The 17381-nt window shown below is 72.8% G+C and carries 15 protein-coding genes and 3 tRNA genes; 13 read left to right on the forward strand and 5 right to left on the reverse strand.

Annotated elements, in window-relative coordinates:
- Positions 1–89 precede the first annotated feature (89 nt).
- The 3 genes from SJ20_RS01060 to SJ20_RS01070 are packed head-to-tail and all read left to right on the forward strand — an operon-like array spanning position 90 to position 3840.
- Positions 90–1094, forward strand: coding sequence for an ABC transporter permease (locus tag SJ20_RS01060; RefSeq protein ID WP_036341532.1), 1005 nt, complete (start codon positions 90–92; stop codon positions 1092–1094).
- Positions 1091–2083: an ABC transporter permease gene (locus SJ20_RS01065; RefSeq protein WP_036341535.1), complete on the forward strand. Its 993-nt coding sequence runs from the start codon at positions 1091–1093 to the stop codon at positions 2081–2083. Before SJ20_RS01060 ends, SJ20_RS01065 begins: the two co-directional genes overlap by 4 nt.
- A gap of 2 nt (positions 2084–2085) precedes the next feature.
- On the forward strand, positions 2086–3840 hold the full coding sequence (locus tag SJ20_RS01070) for an ABC transporter ATP-binding protein (RefSeq protein ID WP_044658639.1): 1755 nt from the start codon (positions 2086–2088) through the stop codon (positions 3838–3840).
- A gap of 128 nt (positions 3841–3968) precedes the next feature.
- Here SJ20_RS01070 and SJ20_RS01075 read toward each other — a convergent pair whose 3' ends face one another.
- Positions 3969–5117: an acetate/propionate family kinase gene (locus tag SJ20_RS01075; protein ID WP_044658640.1), complete on the reverse strand. Its 1149-nt coding sequence runs from the start codon at positions 5115–5117 to the stop codon at positions 3969–3971.
- A gap of 20 nt (positions 5118–5137) precedes the next feature.
- Positions 5138–7213, reverse strand: a complete 2076-nt coding sequence (gene pta, locus SJ20_RS01080) for a phosphate acetyltransferase (protein ID WP_044658641.1) — start codon at positions 7211–7213, stop codon at positions 5138–5140.
- A 161-nt stretch (positions 7214–7374) separates the two neighbouring features.
- On the opposite strand from pta, the gene SJ20_RS01085 reads away from it, so the two are divergent.
- The 5 genes from SJ20_RS01085 to SJ20_RS01105 all read left to right on the forward strand — a co-directional run bounded on the left by SJ20_RS01085 (position 7375) and on the right by SJ20_RS01105 (position 11758).
- A complete protein-coding gene (locus tag SJ20_RS01085; protein ID WP_044658642.1) occupies positions 7375–8715 on the forward strand; it encodes an Nramp family divalent metal transporter in 1341 nt (446 codons plus the stop codon).
- Positions 8716–8746: 31 nt separating this feature from the next.
- Positions 8747–9124 carry a thiamine-binding protein gene (locus tag SJ20_RS01090; protein ID WP_044658643.1) on the forward strand — a complete coding sequence of 126 codons (378 nt, stop codon included), beginning with the start codon at positions 8747–8749 and terminating at the stop codon, positions 9122–9124.
- A gap of 109 nt (positions 9125–9233) precedes the next feature.
- A complete protein-coding gene (locus SJ20_RS01095; RefSeq protein ID WP_044658644.1) occupies positions 9234–9797 on the forward strand; it encodes a GNAT family N-acetyltransferase in 564 nt (187 codons plus the stop codon).
- Positions 9794–10723: a spermidine synthase gene (locus SJ20_RS01100; RefSeq protein WP_044658645.1), complete on the forward strand. Its 930-nt coding sequence runs from the start codon at positions 9794–9796 to the stop codon at positions 10721–10723. Before SJ20_RS01095 ends, SJ20_RS01100 begins: the two co-directional genes overlap by 4 nt.
- 60 nt (positions 10724–10783) lie before the next feature.
- Positions 10784–11758: a universal stress protein gene (locus SJ20_RS01105; protein WP_044658646.1), complete on the forward strand. Its 975-nt coding sequence runs from the start codon at positions 10784–10786 to the stop codon at positions 11756–11758.
- Positions 11759–11765: 7 nt separating this feature from the next.
- Here the strand turns inward: SJ20_RS01105 and SJ20_RS01110 are convergent, their stop codons facing one another.
- Positions 11766–12161, reverse strand: coding sequence for a metallopeptidase family protein (locus SJ20_RS01110; protein WP_002856128.1), 396 nt, complete (start codon positions 12159–12161; stop codon positions 11766–11768).
- 125 nt (positions 12162–12286) lie between these two features.
- On the opposite strand from SJ20_RS01110, the gene SJ20_RS01115 reads away from it, so the two are divergent.
- The 4 genes from SJ20_RS01115 (at position 12287) to SJ20_RS01130 (ending at position 13404) form a co-directional block, all read left to right on the forward strand.
- Positions 12287–12359, forward strand: a tRNA-Glu gene (locus SJ20_RS01115).
- A 116-nt stretch (positions 12360–12475) separates the two neighbouring features.
- Positions 12476–12549 (forward strand) — tRNA-Asp (locus SJ20_RS01120).
- A gap of 72 nt (positions 12550–12621) precedes the next feature.
- Positions 12622–12697, forward strand: a tRNA-Phe gene (locus SJ20_RS01125).
- Between the two features lie 92 nt (positions 12698–12789).
- On the forward strand, positions 12790–13404 hold the full coding sequence (locus SJ20_RS01130; RefSeq protein ID WP_044658647.1) for a cysteine hydrolase family protein: 615 nt from the start codon (positions 12790–12792) through the stop codon (positions 13402–13404).
- Positions 13405–13411: 7 nt separating this feature from the next.
- Here the strand turns inward: SJ20_RS01130 and SJ20_RS01135 are convergent, their stop codons facing one another.
- Positions 13412–13678 (reverse strand): hypothetical protein, encoded by a 267-nt coding sequence (locus tag SJ20_RS01135; RefSeq protein ID WP_002856131.1) that lies wholly within the window; start codon positions 13676–13678, stop codon positions 13412–13414.
- Between the two features lie 202 nt (positions 13679–13880).
- Between SJ20_RS01135 and SJ20_RS01140 the strand changes: the two genes are divergently transcribed.
- On the forward strand, positions 13881–15740 hold the full coding sequence (locus tag SJ20_RS01140) for a BCCT family transporter (RefSeq protein WP_044658648.1): 1860 nt from the start codon (positions 13881–13883) through the stop codon (positions 15738–15740).
- Positions 15741–15822: 82 nt separating this feature from the next.
- Here the strand turns inward: SJ20_RS01140 and SJ20_RS01145 are convergent, their stop codons facing one another.
- Positions 15823–17289, reverse strand: a complete 1467-nt coding sequence (locus tag SJ20_RS01145; RefSeq protein ID WP_044658649.1) for an amino acid permease — start codon at positions 17287–17289, stop codon at positions 15823–15825.
- Positions 17290–17381: the final 92 nt, after the last annotated feature.

The raw sequence follows: 17381 nt of genomic DNA on the forward strand, positions 1-17381 counted from the left end.
CGCCCCGGCGCCGTCGTCGCCGGCCCGCCCGCCACCGCCCGTCCCTCGCACCGACCGGCCCGGCCCCCGCGCCGGCATGGAGGCCCCTCGTGCTCAGACTCATCGGCAAGCGCCTGCTGCTGCTGATCCCCACCCTGTTCGGACTGTCCGTCCTGCTGTTCGTGTGGGTCCGCAGCCTGCCCGGCGGCCCCGCCACCGCCCTGCTCGGCGACCGCGCCACCCCCGAGGCCGTGGCCCGGGTGAACGCGGCGTACGGCTTCGACAAGCCGCTGCTCGAGCAGTACGTCACCTACATGGGGCGGCTGCTGCGCGGCGACTTCGGCACCTCGATCATGACGAATCGGCCCGTGGTCGAGGAGTTCGCGGACCGTTTCCCGGCCACGCTGGAGCTCTCGATCTTCGCGATCGTGTTCGCGGTGGTCATCGGCATCCCGCTCGGCTACTGGGCCGCCCGCCATGTGGGCCGGTGGCAGGACGACGTCGCCGTCGTGCTGTCCCTGATCGGCGTGGTGGTGCCCGTGTTCTTCCTGGCGTTCATCCTCAAGTGGGTGTTCGCGGTGAAGCTGGGCTGGCTGCCCACCGACGGCCGACAGGACCCGCGGATCGACGCCACCCACTACACGAACTTCTACGTGTGGGACGGCATCATCACCGCCGAGTGGGACGCGGCCCTGAACGCGCTGACCCACCTGGTGCTGCCCGGCATCGCGCTGGGCACCATCCCGCTGGCGATCATCGCGCGCATCACCCGCGCCTCCGTGCTGGACGTGCAGGACGCGGACTTCGTGCGCACAGCCCGCGCCAAGGGCCTGGCCCCGCGCCTGATCCGGGACCGGTTCATCATGCGCAACGCCCTGCTGCCGGTGAGCACCACGCTCGGCCTGCAGCTGGGCCTGCTGATCTCCGGGGCGGTGCTCACCGAGACGGTGTTCGCGTTCAACGGGATCGGCCGGTTCCTCGCGCAGGCGATCTTCCAGCTCGACTTCCCGGTGCTGCAGGGCTTCATCATCTTCATCGCCCTGCTCTACTCGCTGATCAACCTGGTCGTGGACGTCTCCTACGGCCTCATCGACCCGAGGGTGCGTGTCTCATGAGCGTGAACCTGCCCCCCAGCCCCGGCGGCGGACCCACCGAGCACGCCGTCGAGCACGCGCTGGCGCCCGTCGAGGCCGGGGCGACCCAGGCGACCACCGAGGCCGCCGCGGACACCCGCGGCACCTCCGTGTGGGGCGCCGCGTTCCAGCGGCTGCGCCGCAACCCGGCGGCGATCGCCGGCGCCGTGATCGTGCTGCTCTTCGTGCTCGTGGCCGTCCTCGCCCCGGTGCTGGCCCCGTACGCGGGCACGGCCACACCCGGCATGCGCGAGATCCGCCCCACCCACGTGCCCGGCCCCGGCGAGGTGGCCGGCTACCCGCTGGGCCTGGACCGCTTCGGCGGGGACGTGCTCTCCAAGCTGATCTGGGGCGCGCAGGCCTCGCTGCTCATCGGCGTCGTCTCGACGGCGTTCGGCCTGGCCGGCGGCATGCTGCTCGGCCTGCTGGCCGGCACGTTCGGCGGCTGGGTGGACTCCGTCGTGATGCGCGTCGTGGACATCCTGCTCTCGGTGCCCAACCTGCTGCTGGCGGTGTCCATCGCGGCGATCCTCGGACAGACCCCGTTCGCGGTGATGATCGCGATCGGGGTGGCGCAGGTGCCCGTGTTCGCGCGGCTGCTGCGGTCCTCGATGCTCACGCAGAAGGGGTCGGACTACGTGCTCGCGGCGCAGACCCTCGGCCTCTCGCGCGGACGGATCACGATGTCCCACGTGCTGCCGAACTCGCTGGGCCCCGTGATCGTGCAGGCCACGCTCACCCTGGCCACGGCCGTGATCGACGCGGCCGCCCTGTCCTTCCTCGGCCTCGGCGGCGGCCGCCCCGAGACCGCCGAGTGGGGCCGCATGCTCACCTACGCGCAGGCCGAGCTGGGCATCAACCCGTGGCTCGCGTTCCTGCCCGGCCTGTGCATCGCCATCACCGCGCTCGGCTTCACCCTGCTGGGCGAGTCCCTGCGCGAGGCCCTCGACCCGACCTCCCGGAGGCGCTGACCATGGACCCCAAGCACGACGACGGCGCACCCGGCCCCGGCGCGGCGCCCGCGGTCCCTGCGGCGGGCGCCCCCCTGCTGGAGATCCGCGACCTGGACGTGGAGTTCACCACCCAGCAGGGCACCGTGCAGGCCGTGGAGGGCGCGTCCCTCACGCTCCCGGCCGGCGGCACGCTGGCGATCGTGGGCGAGTCCGGCTCGGGCAAGTCCACCACCGCGATGGCCGCGATCGGCCTGCTGCCCGGCAACGGCCGGGTCACGGCAGGCTCCGTCCGCTTCGCGGGCGAGGAGCTCGTGGGCCTGCCCGAGTCGCGGATGCGCCGCATCCGCGGCCGCCGGATCGGGCTGGTGCCGCAGGACCCGATGTCCAACCTCAACCCCGTGACCCGGGTGGGTCAGCAGATCGGGGAGACCCTGCTGACCCACGGCATGGCGACGAAGAAGGACGTGGGGGCCGCCGTCGTCGAGGTGATGGAGCGCGCCGGCATCCCCGAGCCCGCGCGACGGGCCAAGCAGTATCCGCACGAGCTCTCGGGCGGTCTGCGCCAGCGCGTGCTGATCGCCATCGGCCTGGCGTGCCGGCCGCAGCTGCTGATCGCGGACGAGCCGACCTCCGCCCTGGACGTGACGGTGCAGCAGGTGATCCTGGACCAGATCGGCGAGATGACCCGCGAGCTCGGCAGCTCCGTGCTGCTGATCACCCATGACCTCGGCCTCGCGGCCGAGCGGGCGCAGCAGCTCGTGGTGATGCACCGCGGACGCGTGGTGGAGTCCGGCGACGCGCGGGCCATCCTCGAGGACCCGCAGCACGCCTACACCCGCTCGCTCGTGGCGGCCGCGCCGTCGGTGGCGGCGGCCCGCCTGCTGCCCGAGGCCTTCGATCCCGCGCCCGTCGCCCTGGCCGAGGACGACACCGCGGCCCTGACCACGGTGGCCCTGGCGAAGCAGGACCTCACCCCGCTGGTGGAGATTCGCGACCTCACGAAGGTCTATCCCGTGCGCGGGCACGAGGACTTCATCGCCGTGAAGGACGTCTCCCTGAAGATCCCGCGCGGCAAGACCGTCTCGATCGTCGGCGAGTCCGGCTCCGGCAAGACGACGACGGCGCGCATGCTGCTCAAGCTGATCGAGCCGACCTCGGGCGAGATCACCTTCGAGGGCAGGGATGTGCTGGCGCTGAAGGGGGAGGGGCTCAAGGACTTCCGGCAGCGCGTGCAGGCCGTGTTCCAGGACCCCTTCTCCTCGCTCAACCCCTCGTTCACGGTGGGCCGGATCATCGAGGAGCCGCTGCAGACGTACCGGCGGGGCAACGCCACGCAGCGGCGGGCGCGCGTGCTCGAGCTCATGGACCAGGTGGCCCTGCCCTCCCACTTCCACCGCCGGTACCCGGCCGAGCTCTCGGGTGGACAGCGCCAGCGCGTGGCGATCGCCCGGGCGCTCGCGCTGAACCCCGAGCTGATCGTGTGCGACGAGCCGGTCTCCGCGCTGGACGTGCTCGTGCAGGACCAGATCCTCACGCTGCTGCGCCGCCTGCAGGACGAGCTGGGGCTGAGCTACCTGTTCATCTCGCACGACCTGGCGGTGGTGCGGCTCATCTCCGACTACGTGTGCGTCATGAAGGACGGCGAGGTGGTGGAGGCGGCCAGCTCCGAGGAGGTCTTCACCAACCCGCGGCATCCGTACACGCGGCGGCTGCTCGCCTCGATCCCGGGCAACGAGCTGGGGATCGCGGTGGAGGCGGACGGGACGCACGTCTGAGCGCTGACCGGGCCGGACGGTCGGGTGCAGAAGCGCCCCGTTCGTGTCGACCGAGCCGCAGCGACATCACCGCCGGGCGGACCGGCGGTGATGTCGCTGGGCGTCGGTCGGACGGTCGGGCGCGGTGCTCAGCGGGTGAGCTCCCACGTCAAGCGGGCGATCGCCTGCTCCTCGTCCGTGGGGACCACGAGCACCGGGATCGCCGACTCCGGCGCGGAGATCGTGTGGGGCCCGGCCACGCGGGCGCGGTTGGCCTCGGCCTCGTAGGCCACCCCGAGCGCCTCGAGCCGGTCGAGCACGCGCGCCCGGAACGGAGCCGAGTTCTCGCCGATCCCGGCGGTGAACACGATCGCCTGCGCCCCGCCCACGGCCACGTGGTAGCCGCCCACGTACTTGGCCAGCCGGTAGGAGGCCACGTCCAGGGCGTTGCGGGCGCGGCCGTCCCCGGAGGCGGCGTTCTCCAGCACCTGGCGCATGTCCGCCTCCCCGGCCAGGCCCAGCAGGCCGGAGCGCCTGTTCATGAGGGTGTCCAGCTCCTCGGCGTCGTAGCCGTGGTTCCGCATGAGGTGGGTGACCACGGAGGGGTCCAGGTCGCCGGAGCGGGTGCCCATCACCAGGCCGGCCAGCGGGGTGTAGCCCATGGAGGTGTCCACGGAGACGCCGTCGCGGATGGCGGTGGCGGAGGCGCCGTTGCCCAGGTGCAGCACCACGGCCCGGAACTCCCCCCGCGGGATGCCCAGATGCTCCGCGGCGAGGCCGGTGACGAGGTCGTGGCTCGTGCCGTGGAAGCCGTAGCGGCGGATGCCGTGCTCCGTGTAGACCTCGTCCGGCAGGGCGTACTGCCAGGCCTCGCGGGGCATGGTCTGGTGGAACGAGGTGTCGAACACGACCACCTGGGGCATGTCCGGCCAGCGCTCGGCCATGGCGCGCAGCCCCTGGGCGGCGGCGTGGTTGTGCAGCGGGGCCAGCGGGGCGAGGCGCTCGATCGCGCGGATCACCTCGTTGGTCACCCGGGCCGGGGCGGTGAACCGCTCGCCGCCGTGGACCACGCGGTGGCCGGCGGCGTCGATGGTGCGCCCGCCGGTCGCCTCGGCCAGCTCGGCCTCCACCTGCTCGAGGCCGGCGGCGTGGTCCGGCACGCCGGAGCCGGGGACGCCGATGCGCTCCACCAGGCCCTGGGCGAGGACGGGCACCGGGGCGTCCGTGCCGTCGTCGGCCAGCTCACGGAGCTGGTACTTCAGGGACGACGAGCCGGAGTTGATGACAAGGACGAGCACGGGGGACTCCTTCCGGGGCGTCAGCCCTGGGCCTGGGCCTGGATGGCGGTGATGGCGACGGTGTTGACGATGTCCTCCACGGTGGTGCCGCGGGAGAGGTCGTTGACGGGCTTGTTCAGGCCCTGCAGCACGGGCCCGACGGCGACCGCCCCGGAGGACTGCTGGACGGCCTTGTAGGTGTTGTTGCCGGTGTTCAGGTCCGGGAACACGAACACGGTGGCCTGGCCGGCCACCTCGGAGCCGGGCATCTTCGAGGCCGCGACGGAGGCGTTGACGGCGGCGTCGTACTGCAGCGGGCCCTCCACCTTCAGCTCGGGGGCGCGCTCCCTCACGAGCTCCGTGGCGGCGCGGACCTTGTCCACGGACTGCCCGGAGCCGGAGGCGCCCGTGGAGTAGGAGAGCATGGCGACGCGCGGGTCCACCCCGAACTGGGCGGCGGTGGCCGCGGACGCCACGGCGATGTCCGCGAGCTGCTGCGCGTCCGGGTCCGGGTTCACGGCGCAGTCGCCGTACACGAGGGCGCGGTCCGGCAGCAGCATGAAGAACACCGAGGAGACGATCGAGACGCCCGGCTTCGTCTTCACGAACTCCAGCGCGGGGCGGATGGTGTTGGCGGTGGTGTGGGCGGCGCCGGAGACCATGCCGTCCACGTCGCCCAGGTGGACCATCATCGTGCCGAAGTAGGCGCCCTCCTGCATGACCTCGCGGGCGCGCTCGGCGTCCACGCCCTTGTGGACGCGCAGCCGGGCGTACTCCTGCGCGTAGCGCTCCAGGTCCGGGGAGTCGGCGGGGTCCACGAGCTCGATCCCGGTCAGGTCCACGCCCTCGCGGGAGGCCAGCTCCCGCACGGCGGCGGCCGGGCCGAGCACCACGAGGTCGCAGACGTCGCGGCGCTGGAGGATCTCGGCGGCGCGCAGCACGCGGGCATCCTCGCCCTCGGGCAGCACGATCCGGCGGCGGTCCGCGCGGGCGCGGGAGATCAGCCCGTGCAGGAAGCGCAGAGGGGTGACGACGTCGGTGCGTGGCAGGTCGAAGCGGGCCAGCAGCTCGTCCCCGTCCACGCGCTGGTGCCAGGTGCCCAGGGCGGCGGCGGTCTTGCGGGGCTGGGCGCTGGAGAGCTCGGAGCGCACCCGGGAGACCTTCGCGGCGGTGGTGAACGTGTCGTCGTGGGTGACGAACACGGGGAAGGCCGCGCCCAGGTAGAGCCGCTGGAGCTGGCGGTTCGGGAGGATGCCGTTGGTGAGGATCATGCCGGAGGGGGTGGGGAAGTCCGGGGTCAGCGAGGAGGCCACGGTGGCCAGGATCGCGTCGGAGCGGTCGCCGGAGACGATCACGAGCGCGCCCTCGCGCAGGACCTCGAGGAAGTTGCCGCCCTCCATGGAGACGGCCTTGACCTCGGCGACGTCGCGGTCCAGCGTCTCCTGCCCGGCCATCTGCTCGAGCCCGAGCGCGTCCGCCACCTCGGCCACCGAGGGGTGCGCGAGCTCGGTCAGCTCGGGCAGCACGTACACGGGCCAGGCGTGGCGGCCGGGGCGCACGGCCGCGCCGACGGCGTCGAGGTCACGGGGGTCCGCGCGGTTGACCATGACGGCCAGCAGCTCGACGCCGGCGTCGTCGAGGGTGCGCCGGGCCAGGTCCACGACGTCGGCCGCCTGCTCGGGTGTCAGGTCCGCGCCGGAGACCACGGCGACCACGGGGGTGCCGAGGTTGCGGGCGAGCTGGGCGTTGAGGTCGAGGTCGGCGGCCGGGTCCGGGCTGATCAGGTCGGTGCCCTCCACCACCACGACGCCGCCCGCCGCCCGCATGGCGTCGTACTGCTCCACGCAGCGCTGCTGGACCTCGTCGCCGCGGCCCTCGGCCATGAGGGTGCGGGCCTCGGCCGCGGTGAGGCCGCCGCGGGCCTGCTCCGGGGAGAGGCCGTACTGCTCGCGCATCAGCAGCACCATGGGGTCGGTCTCCACGTCGTCGCCGGGCACCACGGGGCGGAAGTAGCCCACCGTGCCGGAGCGCCGGTACAGCGAGTCGGCCAGGCCCAGGCTGACGAGGGACTTGCCGGCGCCGGTGGACGTGGTGGAGACGAAGATTCCCTGGGGCATGGCGGACCTTCCGGTGGAGGACGGGGCTCGTCGTTCACGGTACCGAGGCCGCGGCGTCGGGGCCCGTCCCGGCCGACGCGGATCGACGTGAGTGAGGCGTGTCTCTCACGCGCGTGACACACATGACTGCACTCGCCCCGTCAAGCATCAAGGACCCTCCCATGGCAACGAGAGCCGACCGCGGCCGCCCCGTGCACAACCCCGACATCATCGGGTTCACGGACGCCGAGCTCAACGAGACCCCCATCCGGCCGAAGTGGAACTCGCTGGGACCCGGCATCGTGGCGGCCGCCACGGGCGTGGGCGCCGCGGACCTCGTGGCCACCCTCACCGCCGGCTCCCGCTACGGCTACATGCTCCTGTGGGCCGTGATCCTGGGCGTGATCTTCAAGATCGTGCTCGTGGAGGGCGTGGGCCGCTGGTACCTGTCCACCGGCAAGACGATCTTCCAGGGCTGGCGCACCCTCGGGGCCTGGACGTCCTGGTACTTCGGCCCGTACATCCTCATCTGGGGCATCGTGTACGGGGCGACGGCGATGTCCTCCACCGCCCTGCCGCTCGCGGCGCTGTTCCCCGGTGTGGACAGCAAGGTGTTCGCGATCGCCGCGGGCCTGATCGGCCTGGGACTGGTCTGGCTGGACAAGTACCGGCTCATCGAGTGGCTCATGACGGTGCTGATCGGCGTCATGTTCGTGACCGTGCTGCTCTCCGCGGCGCTGACGGCCCCGAACCTGGGCGAGATCCTGGCCGGTCTCGTGCCGCGCCTGCCCTCCGGCGACCCGGACGTCATGTTCTACGTGCTCGGCCTCGCCGGCGGCGTCGGCGGCACCATCACGCTCGCGGCCTACGGCTACTGGCTGCGCGAGAAGGGCTGGAACGTCCCGAAGTACCTGAAGGTCATGCGGTTCGACAACGCGACCTCGTACATCCTCACGGGCATCTTCGTGATCGCCACCATGATCATGGGCGTGGAGCTGCTGCACTCGGCGGGGCTGGCGATCTCCTCGGGCGACAAGGGCCTGCTCGACCTCGGCGGCGTGCTGGCCGAGCGCTACGGCTCGGTGTGGTCCACGGTGTTCCTCATCGGATTCTTCGCCGCGTCCTTCTCCTCCCTGCTGGGCGTGTGGCACGGCGTCTCGCTGATGTTCGCGGACTTCTGGACGAACTTCCGCCGGCCCGCCGCGGAGCTGGACCAGGACGACGCGCCGTCGCTGTCCTCGAAGCCCGGCCGCTTCTTCCTGCTGTGGCTGACCCTGCCGCCCATGGCGCTGCTGTTCCTGGACCGGCCGATCTTCCTGATCCTGCTCTACGGCACGCTCGGCGCCCTGTTCATGCCGTTCCTGGCCGTGACCCTGCTGTTCCTCAACAACACGAAGGACGTGCCGCGGCAGTTCCGCAACGGCTGGGTCCGCAACACCCTGCTGGGCCTGACCGCGGCCGTGTTCGTGGCGATCGGCGTGAACGAGCTGATCAAGGCCCTGCAGCCGGTGCTCGGGGGGTGAGCCGGCGGCGGGGGCGGGGCACACTGGTGCCATGATCGTCGCCTTCTCCGTCGCCCCCTCCGGCCAACCCGCCGACGCCGAGCACCTGCCCGGCGACGCGGACACCGCGTCCGTGCACCGGGCGGTGGCGGCCGCCGTCGCCGTGGTGCGCGCCTCCGGCCTGCCGCACCGCACCTCCTCGATGTTCACCGAGATCGAGGGGGAGTGGGACGAGGTGGTGGAGGTCGTGCGCGCCGCCGTGGACGCCGTGTCCCCGTACGGCTCCCGCGTCTCGCTCGTGCTGAAGGCGGACATCCGCCCCGGCCACACCGGCGAGCTGGACGGCAAGCTCGAGCGCCTCGAGTCGGCCCTCGCCGAGGACGAGGGGCGGCGCGCCGCCCCGGCCCCGCACGACGGCGACGCCGGGTGACCCCCCTCCCCGCTGCCCCCCCGGACGCTTTCGTTCGAGAAACGGCGCCGTGTCGAGGCGCTTTCGTTCGAGAAATGGCCGCCGCGCCGGCGGCCCAGAGGAGCAGCCCGTGCCTGAGTCTGTGACCGTGCGCCCCGCCGCCCCCGGGGACGTCGAGGCGCTGCTGCGCGTCAAGGCGCGGTCGTGGCGGGAGGCCTACGGCGCGCTCCTGCCGTCCGCGTACCTGGACGCGATCGAGGCCCGGATCCCGGAGGACGTACCCGCGTGGACCGCGCTGATCGGACCGGACCGAGACCTCTGGGTCGCCGACGACGGCGGCCGGCTGCTCGGCGTGGCGCTCGCGGGCCCGCGTCGCTCGGCGGCGGAGACGGGCCGGACGGGCGCGGACGACGCGGCCGCATCGCCCGCCGACCTGCCCGATGTGGAGCTCATGGTGCTCTACGTCCTGGCCGAGGCGTACGGGACCGGCCTGGGAGCGCGCCTGCTGGACGCCGTCGTCGGGGAGCGTCCCGCGATGCTGCGCGTCCTCGCCGAGAATCCGCGGGCCGTGGCGTTCTACGCCAAGCACGGGTTCGCGGCCGTGGGGGCGCCGGAGCCGATGACCGGCCCGTGGGCCGGCCTGCACGAGCAGCTGATGGTGCGCCGTCGCCCGCACGACGGCGGTGCGGCGTGAGTCGCCGGTCATCGGCGCGCCGGGGCCGGGCCGCGGGCGGATCCGCCGGCCCCGCCGGGATCGAGCCGGGCGTCCACGCGATCACCCACGGCACCGCCGAGATCCGCGAGGACGCCTTCGAGCCGGACGCGTTCATCCTCTACGTCAACGGCGTCGAGTCCTCGCCGCTGGACCCCGAGCGCCCCGAGCGCATGGCCTTCGAGTACATGCGCTGGGCCGCCGCGGCCGTCCGGGCGCACTGGCCGGAGCCCACGCCGCTGCGGGCCCTGCACCTGGGCGGCGCGGGCTGCGCGCTCGCCCGCTGGGTGGACCACGCGTACCCGGGCTCCCACCAGACCGCGGTGGAGATCGACGCCGGCCTGGCCGCCCTCGCCCGCGAGCGCTTCGGCCTGCCCCGCGCCCCGGCCCTGCGCATCCGCGTGGCAGACGCCGCCGAGGTCCTGGCCACGGCCCACCCGGCCAGCCGCGACCTGATCATCCGCGACGTCTTCGCCCCGGACCCCACGGACCTGACCGGTGCCCGCCACATCACCCCGCCGGGCCTCACCGGCCTGGACGCGGCCCGCGCCGCCGCGCGGGTCCTCGCCCCGGGCGGGCTGTACGTGCTCAACGTGGGCGGCGGGCCGGACCTGACGTCGGTGCGGGCGGACGTGGCTGCCGTCGTCGCCGCGTTCGAGCACGTCGAGGTGATCGCGGATCCGCCCATGCTCAAGGGGCGGCGCCGCGGCAACGTCATCGTGGCGGCCTCGGACGCCCCCGTGGCCCGCCCCGCCGCGGACGCCCCGCCCGGCTCCGACCCCCGCGACCGCCTGGCCCGTGCCCTGCGCATGGACGCCTTCCCGGCCCGGCTCGCGGAGGATCCACGCGGCTTCCCCGCGGGCGTCGCGCCCGGGATCACGGGACTCGTCCCGGGCCCCGAGGCGTAGACTGGAGGCACTCGGCCGGGTCCGCCCGGGGCCCGTCGAGTCCGACTCGAGGAGGTCGCCATGTCCGCCCAGACCCAGCCCGCCGCCACCCGCCGTGAGGACGCACCGCTCGGCGTCCTGGTGGGTGTGGACGGCTCCGACCAGTCCGTCTCCGCCGCCCGCTGGGCCCAGCGCGAGGCCGGCCTGCGCGGCGAGCCGCTGACCCTCGTCACCGCCTACTCGATCCCCGCGTACTGGGGTTACGGCGCGGACGCCGGCGGCGCCGTCCTGGACGACTCCCGTCTCCGCGAGGGCGTGCAGGCCCTCCTGGAGGAGGTCGCCGGCAAGCTCGACGCCGACGGGGTGCGTCCGGAGCTGCGTGTGGAGATCGGGGACGCGGCCGGCGTCCTCGTGGAGCTCTCCGCCGAGGCCTCCCTGCTCGTCTCGGGCGCGCGCGGCCGCGGCGGCTTCATGGGCCGCCTGCTCGGCTCGGTGGCCGCCGCGCTGCCCGGCCACGCGCACTGCCCGGTCGCCATCATCCCCGCCGGGGTCGAGGCCAGCCGCGCGGGGGACAGGACCGCCGTCGTGGTGGGCGTCGACGGTTCCGAGCAGGGCCGTGCCGCCGCTCTCGAGGCCGCTGAGGAGGCCCGCCTCCGCCAGGCCCCGCTGAAGCTCGTGTGCGCCGTCCCGCCCCTGGGCGCGAACGCCGCATGGCTGGCCGTCAGCCTGGACGAGGAGGCCCGCGAGCGGGAGCTGCGCGAGCGCCTCGACGCCGGCGCCGCGTGGATCAGCTCCGAGTTCCCCGGCCTCGAGGTCCTCACCGAGCTCGTGGACGGCACCCCCGTGGACGTGATGGTGGACCAGACCGCCACCGCCCGCCTCACCGTGGTGGGCACGCGCGGTCTGGGCGGCTTCGCCGGTGCGATCGTCGGCTCCACGAGCCGCGGCGTCGCGGACCACGCGAAGGGCCCGGTGCTCGTCGTCCCGTTCCGCGAGGACGTCCGCCTCAGCCGCCGCGCCTCGTTCGGCCCGGTCCAGGACCAGCCGGAGTCCTGATCGTCGCTCAGCCCCAGCCGAGCTCGTGGAGCCGCTCCTCGGAGATGCCGAAGAAATGCCCCACCTCGTGCATGACGGTGACGGTGATCTCGTCCTCGAGCTCGGCGCGGGAGGTGCAGTGGCGGGTGAGCGGGCCGCGGAACACCACGATCCGGTCCGGCATCTGCCACGCGAACTCGGCGCGCTCGGTCAGCGGCACGCCCTCGTAGAGGCCGAACAGCTCGGTGGCCGGGTCCTCCCAGCGCTGCGGCTCGTACTCGTCCTCCACCACCACGACGACGTTCGTCAGCAGCCGGGCCAGCTCGTCCGGGATGCGGGTGAGGGCCGCGGAGACGGCGTCGTCGAACTCCTGCTCGCTCATCCACGTGGCGGCGGGCTGCTCGGGCGACGGGCGGTGGTCCACGGCGGCTCCTGGGGGTGCGGGGCTCCGCGGTGCGGAGGGCGGCCGGCCGGCGGCCGGACTTGCCGGAGGGTGTGCGGCCACCATAGACTCCCAGGGTCCACCTCGGGAATCTCGACATCGGACCTGCCCCTATCGTCTAGAGGCCTAGGACACCGCCCTTTCACGGCGGCGACACGGGTTCGAATCCCGTTGGGGGTACGCAGAACGGCCGCCCTCGGCAGCCGGAACGGCACGTGGAGCGTGGATTTGCACGACGCTCGGAGGCTCTGCTAGAGTTTCCACTCGTTGCGAAAGCGGCGAGAACAACAGAACATGGCCCTGTAGCGCAGTTGGTTAGCGCGCCGCCCTGTCACGGCGGAGGTCGCGGGTTCAAGTCCCGTCAGGGTCGCTCGGATCGTCCGATCACCGGCATTCGGAAACGGAGTCCGGTGACGCATGGTCCTGGTGACGAAGGTCGCCGGGCTCTGTAGCTCAGTTGGTAGAGCGTACGACTGAAAATCGTAAGGTCACCGGATCGACGCCGGTCGGAGCCACCACTTCGAGAAGGCCCCCCGCAGACGCGGGGGGCCTTCGTCGTCCGGGGCGACGGGCCGCTGACAGGGGGAGACGCGGTGGGCACACTGGGTCGATGCCCGATTCCTCCTCCGCCCGCGCGACCGGTGGCGAGACCGCGCTCGTGGTGATCGACGTCCAGCACAGCTACTTCGAGCATCCCGCGCTGGCCGCCCGTCAGGCCGAGCTGACGGCGGCGGTCGTGGAACTGCTCCGGACCGCGCACGAGGCCGGCCGTCCCGTCTTCCTGGTGCGGACCGAGCACGCCCGGGACCGCTCCACGTGGACGTTGAACATGCTGGCCGACGGCGAGGGCTTCGCCTTCCCTGGCACCCGGCAGGCCGCTCTGCTCGACGGGGTCGCGGCGGCCGCCCCGGACGCCGTCGAGGTCGTGAAGACCCGGGACTCCGCCTTCCACGGCACCGGGCTGGCGGCCGAGCTGCGGGGCCGCGGGGTGGATCGGCTCCTGCTGTGCGGCGTCTCCACCCACAGCTGCATCGCCGAGACCGCCACGGCCGCGTTCGCCCTCGACTTCCACGCCGCGATCGCGACGGACGCGATCGCCTCCGAAGAGCCGGCGCTGGCCGCGGCGATGCTCGACTTCCTCCGCGCCGAGATGCGTCAGCCGCTCCTCGGGCAGGACGAGGCACTCACCCTCCTGCGCACCGGCCTCGTCCCCGACCGGGGCTGAGGGGCGGTCACAGGATCTCGACGTCGCCCTCGTCCGCACGCGTGCGGTCCTGGGCGTCCTCCTCGATGTGCATGGCGGCGGACTCCGCATTGCGCAGGGAGTCCGGGGCACGTCCCTCCCCGGCCCAGTGCTGCGGGTCGTCCGAGCCGCCGCGCACGGGCTGGCCGTCGCGGCCGTCCTCCGGCTCGGGGTCGCCGGCGGCGTTGGGATCGGCGAGCAGGTCCGTCTCGAGCTCTCGTTCGTCCTCGCGGTCCTCGAAGGGGACGTCGGTCATGGTGCGGGTCCTTCCTCTCACGGGCGGGCCCGTCCGGCGCCGCCGTCGTCGTGGTGCCCCACACCCTAGTGAGGCCGCCCACGCGTCACCAGGGGGCGCCCGCGCCGGGGCCGTGGGCGCGGTCACCCGGCCGGGTGAGACCGTCCACTCGGCCGCGTCTCAGGCGGGGGGCCTGCGCGCGGGACCACGTAGGGTCGGGAGGATGAGCGATCCGACACCGCCCTCGACCGAGCCCATGATCCCCGAGCAACCCGGGAACCATCCGTCCTCGGCGACCGCCCCCGACGCCGGCGTCGCCCCTGCCACCTCCGCCGCGGCCGCCCGCGACCGCGTCCTGCTGCCGTGGGTGTTCTGGCCCTCCGCGGTCATCGTGCTCTCCTTCGTGGGGGCCACGCTGCTCGCCCCCGAGCAGATGACCGTGGGCATCGGCCTGGTCCAGCAGGCCATCATCACGAACTTCTCGTGGTGGTACGCGCTCGTCGCCCTGTTCTTCGTGCTGTTCTGCGGCTACCTCGCGTTCTCTCGCAAGGGCGACATCACCCTGGGCAAGCCCGATGAGAAGCCCGAGTTCTCCACGCTGTCCTGGTTCTCCCTGCTCTTCGCGGCGGGCATGGGCATCGGCCTCGTGTTCTTCGGCATGACCGAGCCGCTCATGCACTTCACCGATCCGCGGCCCGACGTGGCGGCCGCCAACCCCACCCAGGCGGAGGCCGCCCAGTCGGCGCTGGCCACCACGTTCCTGCACTGGGGCCTGCAGCCCTGGGCGATCTACGCGGTGGTGGGCGTGGCGGTCGCGCTGGCCATCCACCGGCGTGGCCGTCCCCTCGCGCTGCGCTGGGCCTTCGAGCCGCTGATCGGCGAGCGCCGCGTGCGCGGCGGCTGGGGCCACCTGATCGACAACATCGCCCTCATCGGCACCGTCTTCGGCGTGGCCACCTCGCTGGGCCTCGGGGTCACCCAGATGTCCGCGGGCCTGCGCGCGCTGGGCATCGTGCCCGAGGACAGCCCCTGGCTCGAGTACGTCATGATCGGCGCGGTCACCTGCGTGGTGCTCTACACCGTGGTCTCCGGCGTGGAGCGCGGCATGAAGTGGCTGTCCAACACCAACCTGATCCTGGCCGCCGGCCTGCTGCTGTTCATCGCGATCGTGGGACCCACCGCGTTCCTGTTCAAGGAGATGGTGCAGTCCCTCGGCTCCTACATGCAGTACTTCTTCGCGAACTCGCTCAACGTCTCCGCGTTCTACGGCGCCGAGGGCGACGCGTGGCAGGCCGGCTGGAGCGCGTACTACTGGGGCTGGTGGATGTCCTGGACGCCGTTCGTCGGCATCTTCATCGCCCGCATCTCGCGCGGTCGCACCGTGCGCGAGTTCATCGCCGGCGTGCTGCTGGTGCCCACCCTGGTCTGCGTGGTCTGGTTCGGCATCCTGGGCGGCACCGCGATCTTCCTCGAGACCACCCGCCCGGCCGGGTACACCTCCGTGGTGGGCGCGGACGGCGCCATCGACTCGAACACCGCGCTGTTCCAGGTGCTCGAGCAGCTGCCCGCGGGCATGATGCTCGTGGTCGGCGCCATCATCCTCTCGGGCATCTTCTTCATCACCTCCGCCGACTCGGGCTCGCTCGTGATGGGCATGCTCGCCACGGGCGGCGACGTGAACCCGAAGGCCACGGTGAAGATCTTCTTCGCCATCGCCACCTCGCTCATGGCCGCGGCCCTGCTGGCCGCCGGCGGCCTGTCCGCGATCCAGGTCCTGGCCATCACGATCGGCCTGCCGTTCTCCGTGCTGATGCTGCTGATCTGCCTGGCCACGTTCCGCTCGCTCGGCTACTCCGTGGCGCGGGTGGAGGCGGTGCGCCGCAAGGCCATGCTGGCCTCCATCAAGGACCGCCTGGGCCTCGAGTCCGACGACGACGAGGTGGTCGACGCCGGCCCCGTGGCGGCCTCGCAGTGGTGGGCCTCGCTCAGCCGGGACCACCAGCAGCGGATCGCCGATGCGGCCGCCGGCGTCCCGGCCTCGGCCGGGCCTCGCCGCCCCCGGCTGCGCCGCCACGAGCACTGACGTCCGCCCCCGGGCGCCCTCCCGGCCCCGACGAGAACGGCCCCTGTCCCGCGCGGGACAGGGGCCGTCGTCGTCGTGGGGGTCAGTCCTCGTGGGACTGGCGGGTGCGGACCACCGGCAGGGTGCCGGTGCGGCTGTGGGCCGCGGCCGACGTGCGGGTGCCCGTGACGAACCAGGCGAGGGTCAGGACCGCGACCCACACGAGACCGATGATGAGCGCGCGGCGCGAATCCGGGATGGTAGCCATGGTGATCACCACGGTGGCCACAAACGCCAGGCCCAGGTAGGTGCCGACGTTGCCCAGCGGCATGGGGAAGGGGGACGGCTCCGCGCCCTGCTCCGCGACGCGCCTGCGCATGGCGCGGTGGGACAGGAAGATCATGGCCCAGGTCAGCACCACGGCGAACGAGGCGACGCCGGCCACCAGGCTGAAGGCGTTCGGGTCCACGGTGATCAGCACCGCGCCGAGCACCATCACGCCCAGCGTCACGGCCACGGACAGCCACGGCACGCCGCCGCGGTTGGTGTGGGTGAAGGCCCGGGGCGCCTGGCCGTCATGGGCCATCGCGTAGAGCAGGCGACCGGACGCGTAGATGCAGGCGTTGATCGCGGAGACGGCGGCCGTGAGCACCACGAAGTTCAGCAGGTGCGGGGCGAAGGGGACGCCGAGGCCCTCGAAGATCTGCACGAACGGGCTGGCCTTGCCGTCCACCTGGTTCCAGGGGACGAGGGCCATGATGACCGCCATCGTCAGCACGTAGAACAACAGGATGCGGATCGGCACCGTGTTGATGGCCTTGGGCAGCACCTTCTCCGGGTTCTTGGCCTCGCCCGCGGCCACGCCGAGGGTCTCGATGCCGCCGAAGGAGAACGTCACGATGGTGAGCGCGGTCAGCACGCCCAGGATGCCGTGCGGCAGGAATCCGCCGTGGTCCACGAGGTTCGCCAGGCTGGCCTGGGTGCCGTCCGCGGTGGAGGCGCCGGTGAAGAGCAGGATCACACCGCCGAAGATCATCGCCACGATGGCCCCGACCTTCACGAGCGTCAGCCAGAACTCGGCCTCGCCGAAGTTCCCGACGTGCGTGAAGTTGATCAGGCCGACCACGAGGATCGTGGCGGCGACCCAGGCCCAGGCCGGGACCCCCGGGAACCAGAACGCCATGTACGTGGTGATGGCGGCGGTGTCCGCGACGATCACGACGGCCAGCTCGAAGACGAAGGTCCAGCCGGTCACGTAGCCGGCGAAGGGGCCGAGATAACGGGAGGCATAGGCGGCGAAGGAGCCGGAGACGGGCTCACGGAGCGTCATCTCGCCGAGGGCGCGCATCACGAGGAACACGGCGGCGCCCGCGACGAGGAAGGACAGGATCACGCCCGGCCCGGCGGCCTGGATGCCGCCGGCCGAGCCGTAGAAGAGGCCGGTGCCCACCGCCGTGCCCAGGGCGATGAACATGATGTGCCGCTGGCTCAGGCCGCGGTGCAGCTGCCCGCGGTCCGCGGTGGCCGCGCCGGTCTCGGCGACGCGGGAGCCGGAGGGGGAGGTGCTCACGTGAAGTCTCCGCTCGAAGGGGGGGGGGGGGGGATCAGGACACGCCATGGTGACTCGTGACACAGCGTTCATGCCACTTTGTCCGGTGTGAT

Origin of the sequence: Micrococcus sp. MS-ASIII-49, from assembly GCF_000946635.1 — a bacterium.
Taxonomy (GTDB): domain Bacteria; phylum Actinomycetota; class Actinomycetes; order Actinomycetales; family Micrococcaceae; genus Micrococcus; species Micrococcus luteus.

Bases quoted from the DNA above. Each gene is read 5' to 3' on its own strand.
- SJ20_RS01130 (WP_044658647.1), top strand. From the start codon at position 12,790: ATGCCCGATTCCTCCTCCGCCCGCGCGACCGGTGGCGAGACCGCGCTC.
- SJ20_RS01085 (WP_044658642.1), top strand. From the start codon at position 7,375: ATGGCAACGAGAGCCGACCGCGGCCGCCCCGTGCACAACCCCGACATC.
- SJ20_RS01090 (WP_044658643.1), top strand. From the start codon at position 8,747: ATGATCGTCGCCTTCTCCGTCGCCCCCTCCGGCCAACCCGCCGACGCC.
- pta (WP_044658641.1), bottom strand. From the start codon at position 7,213: ATGCCCCAGGGAATCTTCGTCTCCACCACGTCCACCGGCGCCGGCAAG.
- SJ20_RS01140 (WP_044658648.1), top strand. From the start codon at position 13,881: ATGAGCGATCCGACACCGCCCTCGACCGAGCCCATGATCCCCGAGCAA.
- SJ20_RS01135 (WP_002856131.1), bottom strand. From the start codon at position 13,678: ATGACCGACGTCCCCTTCGAGGACCGCGAGGACGAACGAGAGCTCGAG.
- SJ20_RS01070 (WP_044658639.1), top strand. From the start codon at position 2,086: ATGGACCCCAAGCACGACGACGGCGCACCCGGCCCCGGCGCGGCGCCC.
- SJ20_RS01065 (WP_036341535.1), top strand. From the start codon at position 1,091: ATGAGCGTGAACCTGCCCCCCAGCCCCGGCGGCGGACCCACCGAGCAC.
- SJ20_RS01105 (WP_044658646.1), top strand. From the start codon at position 10,784: ATGTCCGCCCAGACCCAGCCCGCCGCCACCCGCCGTGAGGACGCACCG.